22 protein-coding genes are annotated in these 22,984 nt (G+C 67.0%); 11 read left to right on the forward strand and 11 right to left on the reverse strand.

Annotated features, from left to right (window positions below; translation table 11 throughout):
* The first annotated feature begins 95 nt into the window (after nt 1-95).
* Nucleotides 96-926 carry a cytochrome c biogenesis CcdA family protein gene (locus tag ACYVDA_RS12505; RefSeq protein ID WP_460818691.1) on the forward strand — a complete coding sequence of 277 codons (831 nt, stop codon included), beginning with the start codon at nt 96-98 and terminating at the stop codon, nt 924-926.
* Nucleotides 927-1,111: 185 nt separating this feature from the next.
* Here ACYVDA_RS12505 and ccsB read toward each other — a convergent pair whose 3' ends face one another.
* The 5 genes from ccsB to ACYVDA_RS12530 form a co-directional block, all read right to left on the reverse strand.
* Complete coding sequence (gene ccsB, locus ACYVDA_RS12510) at nt 1,112-2,122, reverse strand: c-type cytochrome biogenesis protein CcsB (protein ID WP_460818692.1); 1,011 nt, start codon at nt 2,120-2,122, stop codon at nt 1,112-1,114.
* Nucleotides 2,119-3,753, reverse strand: a complete 1,635-nt coding sequence (gene resB / locus ACYVDA_RS12515) for a cytochrome c biogenesis protein ResB (RefSeq protein WP_460818693.1) — start codon at nt 3,751-3,753, stop codon at nt 2,119-2,121. Before resB ends, ccsB begins: the two co-directional genes overlap by 4 nt.
* A gap of 51 nt (nt 3,754-3,804) precedes the next feature.
* Nucleotides 3,805-4,062 (reverse strand): hypothetical protein, encoded by a 258-nt coding sequence (locus ACYVDA_RS12520; RefSeq protein ID WP_460818694.1) that lies wholly within the window; start codon nt 4,060-4,062, stop codon nt 3,805-3,807.
* Between the two features lie 20 nt (nt 4,063-4,082).
* Nucleotides 4,083-4,703 (reverse strand): peroxiredoxin family protein, encoded by a 621-nt coding sequence (locus tag ACYVDA_RS12525; protein WP_460818695.1) that lies wholly within the window; start codon nt 4,701-4,703, stop codon nt 4,083-4,085.
* Between the two features lie 107 nt (nt 4,704-4,810).
* Complete coding sequence (locus ACYVDA_RS12530) at nt 4,811-5,740, reverse strand: cytochrome c biogenesis CcdA family protein (protein ID WP_460818696.1); 930 nt, start codon at nt 5,738-5,740, stop codon at nt 4,811-4,813.
* A 583-nt stretch (nt 5,741-6,323) separates the two neighbouring features.
* On the opposite strand from ACYVDA_RS12530, the gene ACYVDA_RS12535 reads away from it, so the two are divergent.
* From ACYVDA_RS12535 to ACYVDA_RS12545, 3 genes are read left to right on the forward strand one after another with little or no spacing between them, the layout of a single operon-like run.
* A complete protein-coding gene (locus ACYVDA_RS12535; protein ID WP_460818697.1) occupies nt 6,324-7,019 on the forward strand; it encodes a DUF4956 domain-containing protein in 696 nt (231 codons plus the stop codon).
* The gene (locus ACYVDA_RS12540) at nt 7,016-7,843 is read left to right on the forward strand and encodes a polyphosphate polymerase domain-containing protein (protein ID WP_460818698.1); all 828 of its coding nucleotides are present in this window, start codon (nt 7,016-7,018) and stop codon (nt 7,841-7,843) included. The genes ACYVDA_RS12535 and ACYVDA_RS12540 overlap by 4 nt, the downstream gene beginning before the upstream one ends.
* Entirely contained in the window at nt 7,843-8,295 is a 453-nt protein-coding gene (locus ACYVDA_RS12545) for a lamin tail domain-containing protein (protein ID WP_460818699.1), read from the forward strand. The genes ACYVDA_RS12540 and ACYVDA_RS12545 overlap by 1 nt, the downstream gene beginning before the upstream one ends.
* Nucleotides 8,296-8,803: 508 nt before the next feature.
* On the opposite strand, the gene ACYVDA_RS12550 is transcribed toward ACYVDA_RS12545, so the two are convergent.
* The 3 genes from ACYVDA_RS12550 to ACYVDA_RS12560 all read right to left on the reverse strand — a co-directional run bounded on the left by ACYVDA_RS12550 (nt 8,804) and on the right by ACYVDA_RS12560 (nt 11,374).
* Complete coding sequence (locus ACYVDA_RS12550) at nt 8,804-9,775, reverse strand: aldo/keto reductase (protein WP_460818700.1); 972 nt, start codon at nt 9,773-9,775, stop codon at nt 8,804-8,806.
* Nucleotides 9,742-10,521 (reverse strand): tyrosine-type recombinase/integrase, encoded by a 780-nt coding sequence (locus ACYVDA_RS12555; RefSeq protein WP_460818701.1) that lies wholly within the window; start codon nt 10,519-10,521, stop codon nt 9,742-9,744. The genes ACYVDA_RS12550 and ACYVDA_RS12555 overlap by 34 nt, the downstream gene beginning before the upstream one ends.
* A 469-nt stretch (nt 10,522-10,990) precedes the next feature.
* The gene (locus ACYVDA_RS12560) at nt 10,991-11,374 is read right to left on the reverse strand and encodes an ArsR/SmtB family transcription factor (protein ID WP_460818702.1); all 384 of its coding nucleotides are present in this window, start codon (nt 11,372-11,374) and stop codon (nt 10,991-10,993) included.
* A 185-nt stretch (nt 11,375-11,559) separates the two neighbouring features.
* Between ACYVDA_RS12560 and ACYVDA_RS12565 the strand changes: the two genes are divergently transcribed.
* The 4 genes from ACYVDA_RS12565 (at nt 11,560) to chrA (ending at nt 15,047) form a co-directional block, all read left to right on the forward strand.
* Nucleotides 11,560-12,474, forward strand: coding sequence for a cation diffusion facilitator family transporter (locus tag ACYVDA_RS12565; RefSeq protein ID WP_460818703.1), 915 nt, complete (start codon nt 11,560-11,562; stop codon nt 12,472-12,474).
* A gap of 274 nt (nt 12,475-12,748) precedes the next feature.
* The gene (locus ACYVDA_RS12570; protein WP_460818704.1) at nt 12,749-13,246 is read left to right on the forward strand and encodes a Chromate resistance protein ChrB; all 498 of its coding nucleotides are present in this window, start codon (nt 12,749-12,751) and stop codon (nt 13,244-13,246) included.
* Nucleotides 13,243-13,674 carry a chromate resistance protein ChrB domain-containing protein gene (locus tag ACYVDA_RS12575; RefSeq protein WP_460818705.1) on the forward strand — a complete coding sequence of 144 codons (432 nt, stop codon included), beginning with the start codon at nt 13,243-13,245 and terminating at the stop codon, nt 13,672-13,674. The genes ACYVDA_RS12570 and ACYVDA_RS12575 overlap by 4 nt, the downstream gene beginning before the upstream one ends.
* Nucleotides 13,671-15,047 (forward strand): chromate efflux transporter, encoded by a 1,377-nt coding sequence (gene chrA, locus ACYVDA_RS12580; RefSeq protein WP_460818706.1) that lies wholly within the window; start codon nt 13,671-13,673, stop codon nt 15,045-15,047. The genes ACYVDA_RS12575 and chrA overlap by 4 nt, the downstream gene beginning before the upstream one ends.
* A gap of 1,074 nt (nt 15,048-16,121) precedes the next feature.
* On the opposite strand, the gene ACYVDA_RS12585 is transcribed toward chrA, so the two are convergent.
* The 3 genes from ACYVDA_RS12585 to ACYVDA_RS12595 form a co-directional block, all read right to left on the reverse strand.
* Entirely contained in the window at nt 16,122-18,446 is a 2,325-nt protein-coding gene (locus ACYVDA_RS12585; RefSeq protein WP_460818707.1) for an MMPL family transporter, read from the reverse strand.
* Between the two features lie 160 nt (nt 18,447-18,606).
* Nucleotides 18,607-19,485, reverse strand: coding sequence for an NAD-dependent epimerase/dehydratase family protein (locus ACYVDA_RS12590; protein WP_460818708.1), 879 nt, complete (start codon nt 19,483-19,485; stop codon nt 18,607-18,609).
* Nucleotides 19,482-21,179, reverse strand: a complete 1,698-nt coding sequence (locus tag ACYVDA_RS12595; protein ID WP_460818709.1) for an MFS transporter — start codon at nt 21,177-21,179, stop codon at nt 19,482-19,484. The genes ACYVDA_RS12590 and ACYVDA_RS12595 overlap by 4 nt, the downstream gene beginning before the upstream one ends.
* A gap of 181 nt (nt 21,180-21,360) precedes the next feature.
* Here ACYVDA_RS12595 and ACYVDA_RS12600 point away from each other — a divergent pair, with 181 nt between their 5' ends.
* From ACYVDA_RS12600 to ACYVDA_RS12610, 3 genes are all read left to right on the forward strand, one after another.
* The gene (locus tag ACYVDA_RS12600; RefSeq protein ID WP_460818710.1) at nt 21,361-21,891 is read left to right on the forward strand and encodes a TetR/AcrR family transcriptional regulator; all 531 of its coding nucleotides are present in this window, start codon (nt 21,361-21,363) and stop codon (nt 21,889-21,891) included.
* Between the two features lie 276 nt (nt 21,892-22,167).
* The gene (locus ACYVDA_RS12605; protein ID WP_460818711.1) at nt 22,168-22,500 is read left to right on the forward strand and encodes a DUF433 domain-containing protein; all 333 of its coding nucleotides are present in this window, start codon (nt 22,168-22,170) and stop codon (nt 22,498-22,500) included.
* A gap of 109 nt (nt 22,501-22,609) precedes the next feature.
* Complete coding sequence (locus ACYVDA_RS12610; protein ID WP_460818712.1) at nt 22,610-22,852, forward strand: hypothetical protein; 243 nt, start codon at nt 22,610-22,612, stop codon at nt 22,850-22,852.
* The last annotated feature ends 132 nt before the right edge of the window (nt 22,853-22,984 follow it).

Here is a 22,984-nt window from a genome sequence, read left to right on the forward strand (position 1 = left end):
TCATAGTAGATCATCCGGGGCGCCGGGCGCCCCGCCGCCGTGATCGTCCCACGCCCTCTTCGTCGAGATCACATTCCGTACAGCGAGGTTGACAGGTGATTGCGCTTGAGTCCATCGGTGCCGGCGCCCAGCAGGTGGTGCTGGACGGGCCCCTCCTGGTTGCTGGCCTGATCGCGGTCGTGGCCGGCGCACTGTCGTTCTTCTCCCCGTGCTGCCTGCCGTTGGTTCCCGGCTACCTCTCCTACGTCGCTGGCCTCGCTGGGAGCGAGATCGCCGCTACGGACAAGGCGGATCCAGACCGAGCATCAGGGGCGGTCGCGGTCAAGACTCGGGCATCGACGCGACGGCGAACGGTGTGGGGCGCCTGCCTCTTCGTCGCTGGTTTCGCCGCGGTCTTCACCAGCTACGGAGCTTTGTTCGGTTCCTTCGGTGGGCTGCTGATCACTCACCAGGAGACCCTCATTCGGGTCCTGGGTGTCGTCACCATCCTGGTCGGACTGGTCTTCACCGGCCTGCTGTGGCGACTGCCGCTGGCGGGTCGCTCATTCCGGCTGACCTATCGACCCCGAGCCGGTCTCGCCGGCGCCCCCGTCGTCGGTGTCCTGTTCGGTCTGGGGTGGACCCCCTGCATCGGGCCCACGCTGGCAGCTGTCCTCACACTCGCCACCAGCTCGGCCGGCGCCGGACGCGGCGCCGCACTGTCATTCGCCTACAGCGCGGGCCTCGGCATCCCCTTCATCGTGGCCGCGTTCTCGATGCACCGGTTCATGCGCTCCGTCGGGTGGGCACGCCGCCACGCCCGAGCCATCACACGCACCGGCGGTGCGTTGCTGATCCTGCTGGGCCTTCTCCAGCTCACCGGGGTATGGACGGATCTGATCTCGCGCATGCAGGGGCTCATTTCCGGGTGGACCCTGCCGCTGTGAAGCCGAGCCCGACCTGTGAAGGATCGGTGATCGGTTCGGGAAAGCCGCTGACCGGTTACGTGTGGAGGCTGGGACTATCGAACAGCGTTTCCTGGGTCGCGTTGGTGCACCGGGGTGATCGATGGCAGACCCCAGCGGATCAGGCTCGAAGGGCGAAGCGTTGTCTGGCCGCTGGCTTTGCGAGCTCAGCCGGAGTAGGAGTGCAGGCTGCCTGAGCCGAAGAAGTAGTTGATGCCGACGAAGTTGAACAGCAGGGACGCGAAGCCGACCAGGGCGATGACCGAGGCAGCCTTGCCCTTCCACCCGGCGGTAGCCCGGGCGTGCAGGTAGGCGGCGTAGATCACCCAGGTGATGAACGCCCATACCTCCTTGGGGTCCCAGTTCCAGTAGCTGCCCCAGGCGTACTCCGCCCAGATCGGCCCGGCGACCAGCGCCGCGAACGTCCAGATCGGGAACCCGAACGCGTTGAGCCGGTAGCCGACCCGCTCGAGCGCCTCGAGCGAGGGCAGCCGACTGAGGTAGCCGCCCGGCCGGACCTTGCCGCGGCGCGTGGCGCGGTCCTTGACCAGGAACAGGCCCAGCGCCAGGGCTCCGGTGGCGAACGCGCCGGAGGCGATGATGGCGGCGAGCACGTGGATAGCCAGCCAGTAGGAGTGCAGTGCGGGCACGAGCGGTCCGGCGTTCTGGTAGAGCACCAGCTGGTCGAGCATCAGCACCACGACGAGGAAGCCGGTGACCGCGACGCCCATCCAGCGCAGGTGGTAGCGCTTCATCAGCACCAGGTACATCAGGCTGACCCCGAACGTGCCGGCCAGCGTGAACTCGTACATGTTGCCCCAGGGCACCCGGACCGGATCGCTGGCCAGGCCGCGGGAGACCAAGCCTGTGACGTGCAGCAGACAGCCGAGCGCGGTGAGCGCGAGCCCGATGCGCCCCCAGAGCTCGACCCGCACCTCCGCGCTACTCGACCCGTCAACCGAGCCGTTGGCGGCGGTCCCAGTGGGGGCTGCGTCCCCACGGCTCAGGTCGGCGGCGCCACCGACCCCCACGAGCGCCATAGCGCTCTCCTCGATCGGCAACGGGACCGAGCGTAGGAAGACCCATTCGGTCAGGTGGGCCAGGTACGCCAGCACGTAGACGATCGAGGCGAACATGATGGCGTTGTCGCTGAAGTCGGCGAAGTTCGCGGCCGTCATGGCTGCTCCTGCGGGGGTTGGGAGGTCATTGGTTGCTCCTCGAGGCGTCGTTGTATCCGTGCGCTCAGATCGTCGATGTCGCCCTGGAGGTCGTCTTGCTGACTGCGATCCAGCCCGGCGACCTCCAGGACTGTCCGTCCGTCTGCGGTCGAGGTACGCGCCCACACTCGGCGAGGGCGGATGTAGAGGGAACCGAGCAGGCCCACGATGCCGATCAAGGCGCCTGCGAGGACGATTCGTTTCCCGGGTGATTCGCTGACCTGGAGCTTGACCCAGCGGTCCACGCGGTCGAACGAGATGGTGCCTCCACCGTTGGGCAGCTTCATGGTCCGTCCAAGGGCGAGGTCGACGCGGAAGTCCTTGCCGTCGGCCTTCTTGAAGGGCCTCATGTGGGTCTTGTCCAGGTCGTAGACCGACTGGGGTCGTCCGTCGTCGATGCCGAGGTTCCCGTGGTAGCTCAACAGCGTCAGTGCCGGGTTGAGGGCGTCGGGGAACGCCGAGTACGGGCCGGACTGCATGGTGAAGGCGTAGGTCGGCAGGAACTGTCCTTCGAAGCCGAGCTGTTCGGGCTGCGCATCCGGGGCCTTGATCACGCCGTAGGAGGCGAAGGTGGCGTCCTGTGGGAGAAAGTTCACATGGCCCTGGTAGGCAACGTCCCCGTTGCCGTCCCGGACGGTGATGAGGGGCGCGTACCCGTGTCCGACCAAGAACACGCTGGTCCCATTGACCGTCAGGGGGTGGTTCACCTCGAGCCTGTACGCACGCGCCGGTGAGCGTCCCTCACCCCGGTAGGTCACGTCGGCGGCGAAGGAGAGCGGTTGTCCGGCCTGCGGGCCATCCCGCAGGAACTTGACCCGAAACTTGTTGACGTCGAGGTTGAACGGTGAAAGCCCTGCGGGGTCGAACAGGGCTCCGGGAGTGAACTCGTCGTATTGACTGACCGAGTTCGTGAAGGTCTCGCCGGTCACCACGATGACGCCGCCGACGAACCCGAACAGCTTGCCGTAGGCGAAGGTGATGAGAACCAGTAGGACCGAAGTGTGGAAGAGCAGATTTCCTGCCTCTCGGAGGTAGCCGCGCTGGGCCGAGATCGACATCCCCTCGGCGGCGACCCGAAACCGACGGCCGCGCAGTTCATCCTCGGCGGCTCTCAGGGCGACCTCTGGCGTGGTCGGGACCGTTGTCCGGCAGTAGGCAGGAAGTCGGGATAGATGCCGTGGGGCACGCGGCGGCCGCGCCCGCATGGCTGCCCAATACACGCGGAGCCGCGGCAGCACGCAGCCGACCAAGGACACCATCAGCAGTAGGTAGATCGCGCTGAACCACGCAGACCGGAAGACCGCAAACAAGCCCAGCTTGTCGTAGACGGGGGTGAGCCGCGGGTGGGCTGCCTGCCAGCGGATCACTGCTGAGGGGTCGATGCTTGTCTGCGGAATGACCGAGCCTGGCACCGCGGCCAGTGCCAGGAGCAGCAGGAGCAAGAGAGCCGTGCGCATCGAGGTCAGCTGGCGCCATGCCCAGCGCGCGAGCTGCGAAGGTGACAGGGACGGAATCGACTTCTGCGGCGCCCGCAGTCTCGGGCTCGCGTCGCGCTCAGATGTTCCCGTCGCGACGTCGACTGGCTGCGTCATCGCCCACTCCACCCTGGGGTCATGGTCATCACGACGCGATTGATCCCTCGGTCAGCGATCTACTTCGCCTGTGGTGGTGCGCCGCAGGAGTTCCCTGCGCAGGCGACGCTCGGACAGCCGGCCGAACCCGAATGAGTGATCGTCCAACAAGACGCCCGGGGCGAACAGGATCCCGTGGGTGGCGGCCAAGCCTCGGCCTTCGGGGGTCTCCAGAGCGATCTCGCGCAGGTGGAGTGGGTAGTCGTCTCCGACCCGAGCCAGCACGTCCTTGGCGTGGTCGCACTGGGCGCAGTCGGACTGGGTCAGCAACGTGACCTGAGTGGGGGAGGTCATCCTCTGCGGCCGGTCTTCAGCTGCGCGAGCAACCGGTCCACAGGGACGTACATGGTGTAGTTCGGGGCGCCTCCGTAGTCGGCGCGCCACAGGATCTTCCCGTCCGGTCCGATGAGCAGGAACGAGTGGCCGTCACGGGAGTCGCCCATCATGCCGAACTGGTTCATCTGGTACTTCTTCGACACCGCCAGGTCGGTGTCGGCGAGAGTGGCCGAGTCCAGCTTGTCGTCGCCGAGCTTCTGCTTCAGGGCGTCGACCGGACCAGAGGTGATCGAGACGAACTCATCGATGCCGGCCGCCTTCAGCGCGGGCCGGCTGGCCTCCAGGCTGCGGATCTGGTCCCAACACGGTTGGCAACCCAGCCCCTCATGCCAGTAGGTGAGCACGGTTTTGCCCGCGAAATCCGACGGGCTGACGGTGCCGCCCTGCGTTGAGGGCAACGAGAAGGGTGGGGCCTGGTCGCCGGGTCCGGGTCTGCCGACCTGGTAGACGTACTTCCCGGTCCCACCCGACGCCTCCGAACCTGCTGCGCTCGAATCCACCGCGGTAGAGCGGTAGATCGCGAACAATCCACCGACCACGACGAGGACCGCAACGATCGCTGCTGCGCGGCTCACCAACCTTCGACGCCGGACAGACGCGGAAGCGACCTGGGCCTCGGACTTCGCGCGCTCCTCGCGCTCCTCGCGGAGGGAGTCAGCAGACTTGGCTTTTGACGTCACAGTCACATCTCCATCGGTGAGGAAAAACGAGAGGGCTCAGACGCCGGCGTCGAAGGGGCGTCGCCCGTGGCGGAGCGGAGTCGATTCAGTGGGCGAGTGCCGCGCCAGATCAACCAGGCGAGCGCTGCCAAGATGAGCAGTCCTGGGATCCAGGGCGGCATCCAGGACAGGTCGCGTTCCACGCTTGAGGCGACGTGCCCGAGCCACGCCGTGAGACGCACCTGCCAGCCATCAGTGGGCATCGACGGGCCGCGTACCGCCAGGACGACGGTGAGTATGCCCATCGCCACCATCAGGCCACCGGACAGGACACTAGCCAGCGGCAGCTGCCGTCGGAACCGGCCGAAGCCGAGGCTGAGCTGATGAGCCGACAGGAGTCTGCTGCTGCCCCAGTCACGACGATCCCAGACCAGCGCAAGCACGGTGAGGGGGGCAACCATCCCGAAGACGTAGGCCACACCGACGATCAGGGAGGGCAGGAACGAGGCCGTCGCCGCGGACAGCGCCACGACCCCGGCAAGAACAGGGGCACAACACGAGCTCGCGACACCGGAGAAGACGCCCAGTGAGTACACCGAACCCACCCCAGTCCCACTCTTTCCGCGCATGCCGGGCATCGGGAGCATGAACTTCCAGCCGGCCAGGATCGCCAGTCCCCCTAGGATCATCGCGGCCCCCCCGATCGAGAACACGACCGAGTGATGTCCGGAGATGAGCCGGCTCAAGAAGGTGGCGCCCAGTCCGATCGGGAGGATGACCGTACCGACGCCGGCTGCGAACACGAGCGTCATCGCAAGGATGTGCGTGCGGCTACGGAAGCTGGACGCGAAGTAGGCCGGGAGCATCACCGAGACGCAGCACGGCGCCAGGAGCGCGACGACGCCTCCCAAGAACGATGCCAGGATCGTCGTCGAGAACAGCAGCTGTCCCACCTGTTGCAACTCCTGACAATCGAGAGGTCCCGGATCCGGCCAACCAGGAACAGATACTAGGCAGCATAGTATATCGACAAGGCAACCGATGATGTCCCGCCCCACAGGTCCACGGAGTCCGTAGGTCCACGGAGTCCGTCGACCCGTCCCCACGGCTCGGTCTCACGGTGTCGTGGGACTCATGCGACAGGTATCGGTGGGTCGCCGGGTTTGCGATCGCGGGCCTGCTGGCGGCCGGCGTGATGGCGGTCGCCGGCCTCCCTCCGGTGGATCTTCATCCGCCCCGGCGCCGCTTCGGTGTGATGGACCCGTTGTGTGCGGGAACCCGTGCGGCGCGGCTCACGGTGCAGGGGAGGGCGTGGCCTGGAACTACAACCCTCTGGGGGTTCTCACGATCTCGGGCATCACTATTGGGGGTCAGTGAGGCTTTTCAACCTATTTGTCAGAGAGGAGTACAACTTCGGATCGCCCGGGTTACCGTGTGAACGCTTGTCAAACAGATGGGTAACAATCAGCGCTACTCGCAACATGTGGTGCGTAACCGCGGCGGCCCCGTGCGGCCGCAATCGCAGGGAGAGTCTGAATGGACGTTGCGCCCCTGGCGTTGAACCCATTCTTCTGGGAGGACTGGTTCAGCCGCCGCAGCGGAGCAGTACTGCACTCGCTGGTGGTCGACCTGATCACGATCTTGGTCATGGCCATCGCCATCTACTACCGCCGCCATGGACGGTCCGACCTCGTCCTGTCGTTCGTTGCGCTGAACGTGGGTCTGTTCGCCGTAGGCGTCTTGATCGTCAACCAGTCGCAGATCGGGGTGGGCTTCGGCTTCGGGCTGTTCGCCCTGCTCTCTATCGTCCGTCTGCGGTCCGATGAGGTCGCGCATGAAGAGGTCGCCTACTACGTGGTCGCTCTGGTGATTGGCCTGCTGAACGGCATGACGTTCCATGACCGATGGCTGGTCAACCTGCTCAACGTCACGGTGGTCGCGGTGATGTTCTTCCTCGACAACAGCATCGTGCTGCCTCGCTCGCGGCGCCAGATCGTCACCCTCGACACCGTGCACGCAAGCGAGGAGGACCTGCGGGCCGACCTGGAGGAGCGCATGAACTGTAAAGTGCTTCACGTCATCGTGCGTCAGGTCGACTACGTCCGCGAGGTCACGGTCCTCGACCTGCGGATGCGGCCCCGGCCCGGGAAGCCCGCCGCTCGCAGCGTCGATGCCAACCTTGTCGCCGCGGCCCGCGCCACTGAAGCGTCACCCGCTCTGGACACGCTGTGAACGCCACGGCAGTCGTCGAGGACGCCGTGGCTGGGTTGGTCGGTCTCAGCTTGGAGCAGGTCAATGAGCGCGCCGCTCTGATGACGCGGGTCGACCGGAAGTACTTTGTCGACGCCGCCACCCTTGCTGCGTTCTTCGAGCGCACCGAGGGTCGGTTTGCTGTCCTCGACATCGAGGGCCGTCGACTCATGGGCTACCACTCGACGTACTTCGACACTGCAGACATGGACACCTACCGCGACCACCTCAAGGGCCGTCGACGCCGGTACAAGGTCAGGCTGCGCACGTACACCGATACGGGAACCCACTTCCTGGAGGTCAAGCACAAGGGGCTCCGGGCGGTCACCCGCAAGACCCGCGTCCCCTACACCGGGGACCTCGACCTGTCAGCTCCGCCGCCGGTTCTCGGCGACAGGGGGCACGCGTTTGTATCGACCATCGTCGACGGGGCCTACCGACAGCGACTGCCTGGACGACTGTCGCCCTCCTTCTCGACGACGAACCGGCGAGCCACACTTGTCTCGCTGGTCGACGACGCCCGGGTCACCTTCGACGTCGACGTCTACCTGACCGACAGTTCCGGTGTCGCCGGGTACGCCAACTTGCGGTCGGGCTACGCCATGGTCGAGACAAAATCCGGGCGCGGTGCATCGTTTGCTGACCGCGCCCTACGCGAGCTCGGAGTCCGTCCGGTCAAGGTGAGCAAGTACTGCGCCGCCGTGGCCTTGCACCGTCGTGACTTGCCGTCCGCGCCCTGGCGCCGGGTGGTCCGCACCTATTTCACGCCCGTGAATGGGCACAAGATCAAGGGGGCTGTTGCCTGATGAAGAAGACCCTGATGGCGTCCCTGATGACGCTTCCGCTGGTGCTCGTTCTCGCCTTCACCACCCCGGCCGAGGCAGCCTCGTCGGTCCGGATCACCAAGATCCACTACGCGCAGACCGGCACCAACCTGAACACCGAGTACATCGTGTTCAAGAACTACAGCAGCACTGCGAAATACATCAGCGGCTGGAAGATCTGGAGTTCGCCCGGCACCGACAACCAGTACTACAGGTTCCCCACCACGAAGATCGCCGCCGGTGCGTCCGTGACCCTGTACACCGGCCGTGGCACGAACACCGCGACGAAGCGCTATTGGGGTCGCGTTGCGACCGCGACGTCGAACGGCGCAGTCTGGAACAACGACGGCGACTACGCAGTGCTCCGCAACTCCGCTGGCACGACCGTGGACACCTGCCGCTATGCCGGTGGAGGCACGACCCAGTACTGCTGACGGACGCGAACTGTGCTGCATCCCGGCTATCACCGAGCAGATCGCAGCCAATACATGGGCGCCATCCTCGATGGTCATCGTTAGCGCGTCGACCAACGACAGGCCCGTAGGTTAAGAAGGGTTCTGGTTCCCCCGAATCGTGGATGGCTTCTGTATGCGGCTTCCCGGTCGGGAGCCGCGCTGTTCTCGTAGTGATCGGGCTCATCATGCCCGCCGAGCTGTGCGGGCGGTCGTAGCACCCGTAGCACCCGTAGCACCAGTCCAGCCCAACGGCCTGGGCCTGGCAGGTGTTCTTGAACTCGTGTCGTGAGAGGACCTCCCGCTTTCCCAGGAGCCCCGTCACGGGCCAACGTCGCTGGTGGCCCCGATCAGGCCGGGGCACCCGCACGAGAACCACCGGGCGCATGAGCCCGACGCCCGAGGGTGGTCGTTCCTGCGGGGATTCGGGGTGCGGCGGTCGCAGACTTTGTCGCGACGTTCGCCGCGGCGGTTGGCGAGAAGCGGGGGGTCAGTCCCCGACGTACCAGTTTCGTTCCCAGCGGTGCTTCTTCACCGTGTCTACCTGTGCGGCCGACAGTCGGCGGCCGTCCATGGTCGCGGCGTTGCGCTCGACGTTGCGGACGGTGCGCATGCCCGCGATCACCGTGGACACCGCTGGCGACTCCAGCACGTAGCGCAGGGCCAGATCTGCCGTCTGGTCCGGTGAGATCTCAAGGTCCTCATTCAGCGCGTTGACGCGCTGCTCGATCTGCGCGGGCCGGTCGCCGCGGAAGTAGCCGCTGCGGAAGTCGTCGTCGGGGAACCGGGTGTCCGCGGTGATGCGGCCGGTCAGACCGCCCTCGTCGAGCGCCACCCGCACAATCACGCCGACTCCGTGCTCGGCACAGGCTGTAAGGAGCCGCTCCTCCGGCTGCTGGTGGAAGACGTTGTAGATGACCTGGACGGTGTCGACGACGCCGGACCCGAGAAGTTCCAGCGCACTGTCCGGCTGGAAGTCGTTAACCGAGACACCGAACGCGCGGATCTTTCCCTGCTGCTTCAGATCGCTGATCGTCTCCAGCCAGTCACCGCGTCCGAGCCACTCGTCGCTCCAGACATGGAACTGGAAGACGTCGAACGCCTCCAGGCCCGAGACCCGCATGCTTTCCTCGAGGTTGGAACGGATGTGGTCCCCAGGGAACGCCTGGGCCGGGTCGAGACCAGCCGGTGCGGGGAAGGTGCCGTTCTTCGGCGGGACCTTGGTCGCGACGTACAGGTCCTGGCCCGGGTGGCGCCGTACCACTTCCCCGACGAGCCGCTCGCTCTCGCCGTAGCCGCGTGCGGTGTCGATGAAGTTCACGCCGAGCTCGATGGCCCGTTCCAGGGCTCGCAACGACTCGTCGTCCTCGGCGCCGACCCACCCGGCGCCGCCGATCCCCCAGGCGCCGTAGCCCAGCGCGGACACTTTCAAGCCGGTCTTGCCCAGTTCCCGATACTGCACAGCGATCTCCTCTGGCCATAGTTTCCTTGCTGCGATCCTTGCAAGCCGAGGGAAGGGCGCGCGAGGCGCCCACCATATGAGCGCATGTCTAATCGACGTCTTCGGACGTCGTGCGCCGCGCACCGAGGAGCTGTCACCGGGTAGCGCTGAGCAACCTGAAGGAACTCATGAGGCCTCAGCCAAGCAGTTGGTTCAGGGTCTGGCTGATGAGGAGCTCGCCTCGCTCGCGGATGCGGTCCTCGTCGTCGGGGGTGGATGACGACGACCCAGACCACCAGGCGTTCATCGTCGCGTTGTTCGGGGTCGCCGGTCGGGGTTCGGATCTTGTAGCCGAGCCGATTCCCGGCCTGGCGGCCGGAGCGGCGGATCTGGGCGCCGAGGTCGTGGTTCCAGGCTTCGACCAGGCGGGTGTATCGATGTTCGAGTTCGAGTTCGAGTTCGAGTTCGAGTTCGAGTTCGAGCACGGGGAGGATCTTCTGTACCAGTGCCTTGTCTGCTGGGTCGTGCAAAGCCTGCTTCCCTGCTCGAGTGGACAGTATCGCCGCCTCCTCAGTCGGGCTGCTCTGCTGTCTTCTGCGGCGCGCTCGGGCGAGGGCGTAGAGGTTCTTCTGGTCGGCTTCGGGCAGCGCGTGCAGGTACGTCTGGGTGGTCTGGATCTGGGCGTGCCCCATGCGTTCCATGACGCTGCGCAGGTCGGATCCTTCGGCGAACAGCCAGAAGGCGGAGGCATGGGGCAAGTCGTGCATCCGGACGGCGAAGTTGACGACGCTAGTGGACACACGTAGGAGCGCGAGCCAAATCGACCCGGGTGACGGTAGTCAGTAAAGGTAGACGTCGACCACAGGGCTGGACAGGGCGGCCAGCAGCGCGACGCCAAGCCAAGCCAAGCACACCGAACCACGACAGCCGCTTGACGGGTTACGCCCCTGGGATATCTAGAGCCACAGGATCCGTCTGGTGAGCTGGGCGGTGCGATCTGGGTCATCGACCACGACGGCGGCCTACAGGAGTCCGCCGGCGATGGCCCACGAGGCTGCTCCTCATCGCTGCTGCCAGACGTGTCGTACCCGAACGTGGCCGTCTTGGGGTGGGGCGACTGGTGCTGGGCCGCGCGCGAGGCGGTGCGCTGCGCGGACGTTGAGTTTGGTACTCACCGATTCGTAGAGGAGGAGCTCAAACACAACTGGGGGCCTCAGCGTCCTGACAGTCGGAACGTCAGCGGACCGCCGCGGTCGCAGAACGGCGGGTCCCGTGGCTGTGGGGAACTTCGCTGTCCAGGCCCCGATCGGTGTGGTCGGCGTGGAAGAGCGCCTCGTCAAGGAGTGCGCGCACGTGGCCGCTGCCGGCCGCGTAGTACATGAACGTGCCCTCACGTCGTCCGGTCACCAGCCCTGCTAGGCGCAGCTTGGCCAGGTGCTGGCTGACCGCCGAGGGCGACGATTCGACCAGCTGGGCCAAGCGGTTGACCGAGGTCTCGCCCTGGAGCAGCGCCCACAGGATCCGGATCCGGGTCGGGTCTGCCAGCAGGCGGAAAGCGTCGGCGGCCATCGAGACCTGGCGTTCGTCGGGCATGGCGAAGTTGGGCAGCTCGTCGTGCATGGGCATAGCCTAGCGTTTGCGTATATGCGCGCCCATGCAAATACCATGGTGTCATGGCAGCCCACGACCATCCGCACGAGCACGTGCCTGCGGACGCACATCCTCATGATCACGAGCGCGACGGCGGGTTGCTCGCAAAGCTGAAGCACCTCGTCAAGCCACACAGCCACGACGCCGCTGACTCCGTGGACAGCGAGCTGGAGGGCAGTGCCGACGGCATCCGCGCGGTGAAGATCAGCCTGGTCGTGCTCGGGCTCACCGCCCTCGCTCAGCTGGTTGTCGTCTTCCTGACGAACTCGACGGCCCTGCTGGCCGACACGATCCACAACTTCTCCGACGCGTTGACCGCCCTGCCCCTGTGGGTGGCCTTCGTGCTGAGCCGCCGCGCCGCCACCCGTCGCTATACCTACGGGTTCGGCAGGGCTGAGGACCTCGCCGGGATCTTCATCGTCGCGATGATCGCGCTCTCGGCGGTCTTGGCCGGGTGGGAGTCGATCGACAAGCTGATCAACGGGGCCACCGTCTCCTACCCGTGGGTCGTGGCCGCTGCCGGTGTGCTCGGCTTTATCGGCAACGAGCTCGTCGCCGTGTACCGGATCAGGGTCGGGCGACGTATCGGCTCCGCTGCGCTCGTCGCCGACGGCCTGCACGCGCGCACCGACGGATTCACCTCCCTGGCAGTCGTCTTCGGCGCCCTGGGTGTCCTACTCGGACTCCCGTTGGCGGACCCCCTTGTGGGCCTCCTGATCACCCTCGCCATCCTCGTCGTGCTGCGCGGCGCCGCCCGCGACATCTACCGACGCCTGATGGACGCGATCGACCCGGCCGTCACCGAGGCCGCTGAACACACGCTCCTAGCCACCCCCGGGGTCGCTGGCGTCGAGCGGGTCCGGCTGCGCTGGATCGGACATCGGATCTCCGCCGACGCTGGCATCACCGTCGACGCGAGCCTCGGGATCATCGCGGCCCACGACATCGCCAACGAGGCACATCACCGACTTCTGCACGAGGTCCCCAAGCTCTCGGACGTCACGATCCACGTCAGCCCCGAACCGGCGGACGACAGCGCTCACCACGACCTGCTCGACCACCACGCGTAGGGCGAGGGGTAGCCAGCTCACGGTCAAGGCGTCAGGTGCAGCCAGCAGCCCGGCCAGGTCCGCAGGTACCGCACGAGCGAGACCCTTCGAAACCAGCGCAGGCGGCGTCGAAGTCCGCATGAGGGGATCGCTCCCGAGGTAGGCGTTTCTGAGCGCTACCCGCTTGGCGGGCTCCGGCCAAGGACGCGGTCCAGGGCAGGATGGCCAAGGTAGGAAAGCAGAGGACACGACTCCTGGATTGACCGCATCACCTTCAACTGAGCAGAATGCAACCGTGGTTGCACAGGACGGTCGGTGTCAGTGGGTGCTGTTGAGCTACCGCATCCCGCGAGAGCCCTCGACACCGCGGATTGCGGTGTGGCGCAAGCTCAAACGCCTGGGTGTGGCCCAGATCGGCGACGGTCTCGCCGCGCTGCCGGCCGATGCCCGCACGGTGGAGCAGTTGGAGTGGTTGGCTGAGGAGATCGACGAGGCCGGCGGGTCGAGCACCTTGTGGCGTGCCGAACTCACCAGCGCTGCCCAGGAGCGCAGCATCGTGGCCGAGATGACGGCGGCCAGAACAGCGGAGTACGCCGCCATCGCCGACCGGGCACGCGACGCGGGCAGAGGGTCGATCGGATCAGCGGAGGCGATGAGGTCGTTGCGATCGTTGCGCCGCGAGTTGCATCAGGTCCAGCGCCGCGACTTCTTCCCGCCGCCCGAACGGGAGACCGCCCGAGCTGAGGTGGCCGAGTTGTCACGCGTTGTCGTGGATGTGGGGGTGGAGTCATGAGGTGGGCCACGAGGGCGGGCATCCACATCGACCGGGCGTCATCGGCCTGGTTGATCCGCCGGTTCATCGACCCGGACGCGGTCTTCGAGTTCGTCACCGACCTCGGCGCGGTGACCCGGGGTGCGGTGCCGTTCGACATGCGGGGGGTGGATTTCGGGCACCACGGTCACGACTGTACCTTCGAGACGCTACTGCGCAGACACGACCTGGCCGACCCGGTGTTGTGGCGGATCGCGGAGATCGTCCACGAGGCCGACCTCGACGACGAACGTTTCGACGCACCCGAAGCACCCGGCCTCGACACCGCCCTGCGCGGACTGTCGATGGTCTGCGACGACCCCCAGATCCTCGACATCACCAGGCCGGTGTTCGACGGCCTCTACGAGTTCTTCAAACGCGAACTCCTTCTGGGAAGAGAACCCTCATGAGCCCTCCCGACGCACGGCGCGACGACGTGATCTCTCTGCGGGAGGCGACCCGGGTGTGGTTCGCGATCTCCTTGCAGACATTCGGTGGCCCGGCCGGCCAGATCTCGATCATGCAGACCACCCTGGTCGACGAGAAGCGCTGGATCGGCCAGCAGCGGTTCCTGCACGCACTGTCCTACTGCACCCTTCTGCCCGGTCCCGAGGCCCAACAGCTCGCGATCTACATCGGCTGGCTGCTCAATGGCGTCAAGGGCGGACTGATCGCCGGCACCCTCTTCGTTCTCCCCGGGGTCGTCGCACTCCTCGGGCTCTCCGCGTTGTACGTCGGAGCCGGCGACACGACACTGGTCACCGCCATCCTGGCCGCGGTCGCCCCGGCCGTGTTAGCCATCGTCGCGCAGGCCGTGGTCCGCGTCGGTGGCCGAGCGCTCGGACACCCGGCCCTGATCGCCCTGGCCGTGGCCGCGTTCCTGGCGCTGTCCGTCTTCGCCGTGGCCTTCCCGCTGGTCATCGCGGCCGCCGCGGCCATCGGCTGGGCACTGGGCCGGTGGGCTCCGCACATCATGGCTGCGAAGGAGGCCCAAGGGGGAAGCGATGAAGGTCCGCCGCCCTTGATCCCCGATGACGCCCTGCACGCCGAACGCCCCAGCCGCGTCCACGCCCTCACGGTCGTCGCACTGGGCGTGGTTGCCTGGGCGGTCCCGGTGGGTGCGGTCGTCGCCTTGACCGGTCGAGACAGTGTCTTCACCGACCAGGCCCTGTTCTTCTCTGGCGCCGCTCTCGTCACCTTTGGCGGTGCGTACGCCGTGTTGGCCTACGTCGCCCAGAAGGCCGTTGAGGTCTACGGCTGGCTCGCCCCCGGTGAGATGGTCACTGGGCTCGCGCTCGCCGAGACCACGCCTGGCCCCCTGATCATGGTGGTGCAGTTCGTGGCGTTCGTCGGCGCCTACCGCGACCCCGGTGACCTCAACCCCTGGGTGGCCGCGGTGCTGGCCTCGCTGCTGGTCACCTGGGTGACCTTCGTCCCGTGCTTCGTCTTCGTCTTCGTCGGCGCACCGTACGTCGAGCGCCTCCGCGGCAACCACGCCCTCTCCGCAGCCCTGACCGGCATCATGGCGGCCGTCGTCGGCGTCATCGCCAACCTCGCGATCTTCTTCGCGGTCCACACCCTGTTCCGCGAGGTCAACCTTGTTGAGTGGGGACCTGTCCACCTCCAGGTCCCCGAGGCCGGAACGCTGAAGCCCCTCTCCCTCGCGATCGCCCTCTTCGCCGGCTACCTGCTCTTGAGGAGAAAGTGGAGCGTCCTTCGAACCCTCGGCATCTGCGCTCTCATCGGCCTCGCGGCCGGCCTCATCGATCTGGCGCTACGGTGACGGCAAACCGTCGACACCGTGCGGGCACTCGCACTCGTCGACGTGCTGAGAACTCGTTCGTGCTCGGTGGTCATCCGTGCCTTGCTCCTCGTCAGACACTGCGAGCTATGCATGCCGCTAGACCTTGACAGCGGAAAACAGCAGGAGCGCCACGAGTAGCGGGAGCACCACGTACTCCGGGACGGCGCCCAGCTGTAGACCGCCGGCTACGGAGCCGCTGACGGACCCGACGGCCATCGCCGCGACGAATCACTTGTCCGAAGCCACGACGAACGGCTGGTCCCGGCTGTAGCTGAAGAGCGTGACCAGCCTCGTTGGAAGCGAGCCCACCGGATAACAACCTGGCGACGGTCTCTGGCCCGGCGTCCAGGCCGCATCGGCCAGTTCCGTCCGGATCCGCATAATCGGATCGACACTTCGGGCGCCAGGGGTCCCGGGGGGATGCCCCGCTGTGTGCGGCCGGTTCGTGGTGGGTTCTCGGCCTCGGCGGCTCAGTTCGTCGTGGTTCGGTGGCCCCTGACTCGTTCGTCCAACCCTGCGGCCAGGCCTGCGATGGTGAGCAGGTCGATGAGTTCACCTGCGGTGTCGACCAGTCGTTGTCGCTTGATAGGCCCCAGTCGTAGCCGTAGATGCATGCGCGTTCGGTGGTGCTCGACTGGGGTGAGTCGGATGGCCCAGCTGATGTCCATGCGGCCTCGCCGCGATGTGTAGACGAGCACCGATCCCGGGACCAGCTGGTTGACGGTGAAGGTTGCGTGGCGGCCGCCGTAGTCAGGGATGACGTCACCGGTCCGTAGATCCTGCCATCGGGGGTCGATGTGCCTGATCGCCCGGCGGGAGGGCGGGAGAAGCCGTTCAAGTCGGTGGGGGGAGGTACCAGCCTGCGCGGTGCTTTCCGAGTTGTAGGAGCCAGGGCCACAACTCGGTCGGGGCGGCGTCGATGGTGAAGGCGCGATCCATCACGGAGCCAGGCTGGGAAACGATCTCGTCGCCTGGCATGGCCGTTGCAACTTCAGGGGCACTCGCCTGCACCTGGCGGAACCAGCGTCCAATCCTCGGCTGTTGCATGCGTGCTCAGGACTTCTGGGCGGGGACGTCGACCCGTTGCAGGTCCGTGGTGGCGCTAGTGGGTTCGAGCCGGACTTGGGGGAGGAGTCGGTCAAGGTGCTGTGGCATCCACCATGCGTATCGTCCGTGCAACTTCATGATGGCTGGGACGAGGGCCATCCGGACGACGGTGGCGTCGACGAGGATCGCGGTGGCGAGGCCGACTCCGAGGAGCTTGAGGGTCAGGTTGACGCTGGGGACGAAGGAGGCGAACACGGCGACCATGATGGCGGCGGCGGCGGTGACGACCCGTCCGGTCGAGGCGAGGCCGGAGGCGACGGCGGCGTCGCTGTCGCCGTGGTCGGTGTAGTGCTCGTGCATGCGGCCCACCAGGAAGACCTCGTAGTCCATGGACAGCCCGAACAGGATCGCGAAGACCAGGACGGGGATGTAGGCGGGTAGGGGTGTGGGGTTGTCGATGCCGACGAGTTGACCGAGCCATCCGCCCTGGAGGACGAGTGCGATGACACCGTAGGCCGCACCGATGGAGAGCAGGTTCAAGACGGCCGCCTTCGCGGCGATGGCGATGCTGCGGAAGGTGAGGAGCAGCAACAACAGGGCGAGGGTGACGACCCCGATGATCAGCAGAGGGATCCTGTTGGCGATGTCTTCGTTGAAGTCGATCGCGGCGGCGGTGGGACCGCCCACGTAGACCGTGCTGTCGGTGCCCTCGATGGCGGCGGGATTGAGGGTGTCTCGGAGTCGGTGGACGAGGTCGGTGGTCCTCTTCGACTGGGGTGAGTTGCGCGGGATGACGCTGAGTACCGCGGTCTGCCCGTCGGGGCTGGTCTGGGGCGGTGAGACCGCGGCGACATCTCTGTCGGCGGCGATGCTGTTGGCCAGGTCCGTCAGGACGACCTCACCGCCCTGAGAGTCACCCTGGGAGTCGCCCGGGGAGTCGCTCGGATCGTCGTCGAGGGAGACGGCGAGGATCAGGGGCCCGTTGGTGCCTACCCCGAATGCTTCGGTGGTCCAGTCGTAGGCCTGGCGGGTGGTGGTGTCGGTGGGGTCGGTGTGGGCGTCGGGGAGTCCGAATCGGACCCCGAAGATCGGCAAGGTGAGAGCGATGAGCACCAGGGTGCCGAGGATGGTGGCGGGCCAGCTGTGTCGTTGGACGAGTCTGGCCCAGGCGGTCCACCGCGAGGAGGCGCCGGCCGAGCGGCTGGCCCAGGGCAGGGCTAGCTTGTCGATCCGGGTTCCGGTGATCGCCAGGAGTGCGGGAAGGAGGGTGAGTGATGCGGCCATGACGACCAGGATCGCGAGCATCGCGGAGACAGCGGCGCCTTGGAGGTAGGACAGTCCGGTCAGGACGAGGCCGAGGAGGCTGACGATGACGGTGGTGCCGGCGACCATGACGGATCGGCCGGCGGTGTCGATGCTGGCCAGCGAGGCTTGTCTGGGTGGCAGGCCTGCGTGGAGGTTCTCGCGGTGGCGGGTCACGATGAGCAGGACGTAGTCGATGCCGACGCCGATGCCGAGCATGGCCGCCAGTGCTGGGGCCCACGGGGGCACCGACAACATGAGGGCGAGCAGGCCGATCAGTGAGCTACTGATAGCGAGCCCGGCCACGGCGATCAGGACGGGTAGGCCGGAGGCGATCAGGGAGCCGAAGGTGAGCAGCAGGATGACCAGTGCCGCGACCAGTCCGATGACCTCGGGTCCGCCGCTGCCGTTCTGTACGTCGGCGACGACTTGGCCGTTGACGGCGAAGGAGACGGCTGACCCGGAGGCTTCCTCGACGGCGTCCATGATGGCCTGGGTGTCCTCGGTGGGCATCGCCGATGGCCGGTCGACGTCGAGCCTGATCTGGGCGAGGGCGGTCGACTTGTCATCCGAGATCTGCTCAGGGGCGTCGTAGGGCGTGCTGATCGACTCCACGTGAGGCAACGTGGAGAGCTGGTCGATGAGGTCCTCGGTGGCGGCTCGGGCTGCGCCCGAGTCGACGTCGTCACCCCGGGCGAGGAGGGTGATGACCTCCGCCGAGGCTTGGGGCAGCTGCTCGTCGAGGAGGTCCCGCGCTGCTCGGGAGTCCGACCCGGCGGCGGTGTAGTCGGCGTCGTACTCACCGGCGGCTGCCCCGGAGACGATCACCAGCAGGATCAGGGCGGCGAACCAGCCACCGAGAGTGAGCCAGCGACGCCTCGAGGCACTGTGCGCCACTCGGGCGAGGAACCCTACGGCGCCAAGTGTGGACGGGGTGCCCTGGGCGGCCTCGTGGGTTGAGGGTTCGGCGTCCTGACTCGGGGTGGGGGTGCGGGTGTCGTCGACGTCGTCGGTGGGTGGGTCATTCAAGGTCTCCTGACGAGGCATGGGCGTGGTGCCGGGCGGATATCGCGATGGGGTGTGGGCCGGAGGCCAGAGGCAGGAGCAGTGCCCCGGCGCTGCGGCGCGTAGGCGGCCGCTGGCGACCTCGCGTGGGCCGGTGCTCAGTGCCGGTGTTCTGTTTCGCTGGTCAAGTCCGGGGGTCGGTGGCACGGAGGCCGATGGCGTGGGAATGGACGGCGGGGACGAACCCGGCCGCAGTGAGGGCGTCGGTGGCCAGGCGTAGGGATCCGCCGAAGACGGGGGCGCCGGGGTCGGTGCTGATGTCGACGTCGGTGTGGGTGGCTGCAGCGGCAGCGTGGGCGAACGCGATCTCCCGGACGGGGATGCCGTCGCTGACGTTCCACACGGCGTTGGGTTCGGTGGTGCTCAGGGCGAGCTCGACGGCCTGGGCGGCGTCGCGGGGGTGGATCAGGGAGAGCCAGCGGGTGCCGTCACCGGGCAGGACGATTGTGCCGGTGGCTGCGTGGGCGAGCAGGTCGTCGCTTTGGGTGCCGGCACCGTAGAACTGTCCGAAGCGCAGCGTCATGTGCTCGACGCCCTCCAGCGCTGCCACTGTCTGTTCGAGGACGGCAGCGGAGACGAGCATCGGCGGCAGGGTCGTGCTCAGTGGGGTGGGTTCGTCGACCCAGTCGTCGCCGTGGTCGCCGTAGAGGTAGTGCACGCTCTCGGCCACGAGATGGCGCACGCCGGCACGCGAGGCCGCGGCACACAGGTTGGCGGTACCGTCGATACGGATCTCGTCGTTGCGGTCCCACGCCCCGGGTGCGGTGGGATCGGCGGGGATAGCGGTCGCGAGGTGAACGATCGCGTCGACGCCTTCGGCCGCTGACTGCACCGCTTCGCGGTCGAGGACGTCTCCTCGGACCGCGGTAGCACCCATGCGTTCGACCACGGCGGCGGCCTGGTCGCTGCGTGCCAGCCCCGTGACGTCGTGGCCGATGCCGAGCAGGTGCGGCACGAGTGCGCGACCCGCGACACCCGTGGCGCCGGCGACCAGAATTTTCATGACTTCTCCTTCGATGGGCTCTGTGAGTGGTGGTGCGAGGTAGGAGGGACCGGGTCGCTTCGCGGGTCCGCCGTGCGCGCCGAACCCGCCGTGCCCGCGTGGTCGTCTGCGGTGCGGACCCGGACGACGTCTGGGGTGCGGACCCGGTCGACGCGTGGGGTGCGGGTCCTGCGTCGGTCGAGTGCGGCGGACATCGCCACCGACACCAGCGCGAGCGCCACGGTCACGGCGGCGATCAGGGAGATGACCGCGAGTGCGTCGACGTAGGCGGAGGTGGCCGCGGCCGTCAGGGTGCGCGCCTGATCTGTGGGCAGTCGGGCGGCGACCTCGAGGGCGTAGGGCAGTGACTCCCGCGCGTTCTGGACGACGCCATCGGACAGAGCGGGCCCGACATCGAGCCCGGTCCGGTAGGTCGAGGCCGCGACGCTGCCGAGGACCGCAACACCCAGCGCGGCGCCCAGTTCGCGGCTGGTGTCGTTGATCGCCGATCCGACGCCAGCCATGCCCGGGGGCACGGCTGCCACGATCAGCTCGGTCGCGGGAGCGGTCGTGAGGCCCACCCCGAACCCGATCAGGGCCAGAGAGAACAGGAACCTCAGCAGGGACGAGTCGGTCTCTAGGCGGGTTGCCACCGCGAACCCGACGCACATCAGTGCGAGTCCGGCGGCGATCACGGTGCGGGCGCCGTACCGGCGGGCCAGGGCGGGTGCCGCACCCGATCCCACGCCGATGCCCACGGAAGCGGGAACGATGCACGCCCCCGCGGCGAGGGTCCCGTAGTCGAGCACCAGCTGCAGGTACGGGGAGGCAAGGAAGATGAAGCCGATCAACGCGAAGAACGCGGCCAGGATGGCCCCTGCTCCGGCACTCAGCCGGGGGCTCTTGAAGACGCCGAGGTCGATCATCGGCTCAGGCGTGGAGCGCTCCCGGATGACAAAGGCGGCCATCGCGACCAGACCAGCGGCGGCCACGCCCAGCGTTGAGGGCGCAGTCCAGCCCCATCGTGGGCCTTCGATGACCGCCCACACGATGGCGGTCAGGGCGACGGTGGACAGGACCATCCCCACAACATCGGCGGGCCGCCGGGCTTCGGTGCGGGTCTCGGGAACCCAGCGCACCACGCCGACGAAGCCGAGCACGGCGATAGGGACGTTGACCAGCAGCACCGAACCCCACCAGAAATGCTGGAGCAACAGTCCGCCGACCAGGGGACCACTCGCCACGGCGAGACCTGCTACCGCGGTCCACGCCCCGATGGCCTTGGCCCGGTCGGTGGGGTCGAGGTAGACGCGGGTCAAGATCGCCAGCGTCGAGGGGAAGATCATGGCCGCGCCGATGCCCATTGCGACGCGGGCTCCGATGAGGAGCCCGACGTCGGTAGCGAACGCGCCCACCAGCGCGAACGCGCCCAGCACACCGAGGCCGCAAAGCAGCACGAGGCGATGCCCGAACCGGTCGGCCGCCGCACCGGCAGCTATCAGAAGCGCCGCGAACGGCAGCGCGAACCCGTCGACCACCCACTGCAGATCCGTGATCGACGCCTCCAGTTCGGCGCCTGCCGTGGGCAGCGCCACGTTGAGGATGGTGTTGTCGACGTTGATCAGAAACACCGAGATGCACACGGTGGCCAGGACCAGGGTGCGTGCGCGACGTCCGGACTCGGCCTCGTGGACATCTTCGAGCGTCACGCGCACCTGACCTCCGACCTACATCAGCGAGTAGTTGTGGACACTCGTTCCTTTCAAGACAACTGTCTTGGAACTAGCGTGAGTGAGAAGGCCGGTCCGGTACAGGTGTAAAACCGGGGCCGGTGACCACTACGGGACATGTGTGGGCAGATTGTCTTGGACGACGCCCTGTCCGGAAGGAGGCGGAATGGCCCCAGCGGAGGATCGACGCAAGCGACGCACACAGGCGGCGTTGCAGGGCGCACTGCGCCAGCTCATCGTCACCAAGCGATACGAGACCATCACGGCCGCGGAGGTCATCCGCGTCGCGGACGTGGGCAGATCCACCTTCTACGCCCACTTCACCGACAAGGACGACCTGCTGCTGAGCGCCCTGGACCACATCAACGCCGGCTTGACCAGGCCCGGGTCCGGGCACGGTGGGTTGAACCTGGAAGTCCTCTTCACCCACGCAGCAGAGAACCGGGACCTCTACCTCGCTCTCTCGAAAGGAAGAGCAGGACAGCTCTTCCTGGATCGGCTGCGCGACGACCTCGAGAAACTCCTCATCCAGCCTGCCGGGCACGTTGCCCGCGCTGACCGGGCTGCCCTCGCCTGTCGCTACGAAGCCAGCGCGATCGTCGGCGTACTGACCTGGTGGCTGGACTCCGGGACACACCTGACAGCACGCCAGGCCGCGCGACACACCGAGCGACTCGGCACAGCGTTGGAGCGCTAGATAGACGGCGACATCCTGCACCGCCCGCAGCGTGTGGCGCTCTGTCGACACCAACGCAGGATCCCGAGGAACATGAGCACTGAAGCATCCTAGGTTTGCTGCCGCATCCGTCTGCGTTGGAGGGATGTGAACCATTGTCGACAACCATGTCGCAGGAGTTGGATCCACAGGGATGGGCGCCTCAAACGGTGGGACACGATCCCTGGCTAGAGAGGCTGGAAATCAACCTGACGCCCAGGCGGGTGCCCGGTATCCTCTCGGGGGAGGAGGTGCATCGTGGGGACTGCTGTGGCGATCGAACCTGAGCCGGTTCCGCTGGTCAGGGACCAGGCTGGACGGTTGATGGTGCCGGGCACCCGCGTCTTCCTCGATGTCTTGGTGGCCGCGTTTAAGCGGGGTGACTCGCCTGAGGCCATCCACGAGAACTACGAGACGGTGTCGCTCGCGGACGTGTATGCGATCTTCGCCTACTACCTTCGCCACCGGGGCGAGGTCGAGGACTATCTGGCCGAGCAGGAGCGGCTCGGCGCAGAGCTTCAGGCGCGCGTCGAGGCGATCGACCCGCCTGAGGGCCTGCGTGCCACACTGCTCGCGCGACTCGACAGGTGACTGTCCGGTTCGTCACCGACGAGCACATTGCGCGGGCGTTGATCGTCGGGCTTCGACGCGAGTTCGAGGCGATCGACATTGTTCGCGTCCAGGACGTGGGTTGAGGACCATGGACGACCCGACGATCCTCGGGTGGGCGGCCGATCAGGGCCGGGTGCTGATCACCCACGACATCAGGACCATGCCCGATTTCGCGCACCATCGAGTCGCGGAGCTCTCGTCGATGCCCGGAGTGCTCGTTGTGCCGACCGCGATGCCGATCGGCGCCGCTATCGAGGAGCTGTCGGCAGTTGCGGCCGCCAGCGAACCCGACGAATGGGCTAACCGAGTGGTGTACCTCCCGCTGCGCTGAAGTCGTCGCAGGAACGTGTTTTCCGCTTTCACCTGCACGGCCCCCCGGGATCTCCGGCGGTTGGGTGAGCGGTCTTGATCCGCGCGGGCGTGGTTGTCGGTTCGTCGCTGCGGACGCGCTTGAAGGGGTGTG

It is taken from the genome of Nocardioides korecus, from assembly GCF_054778395.1.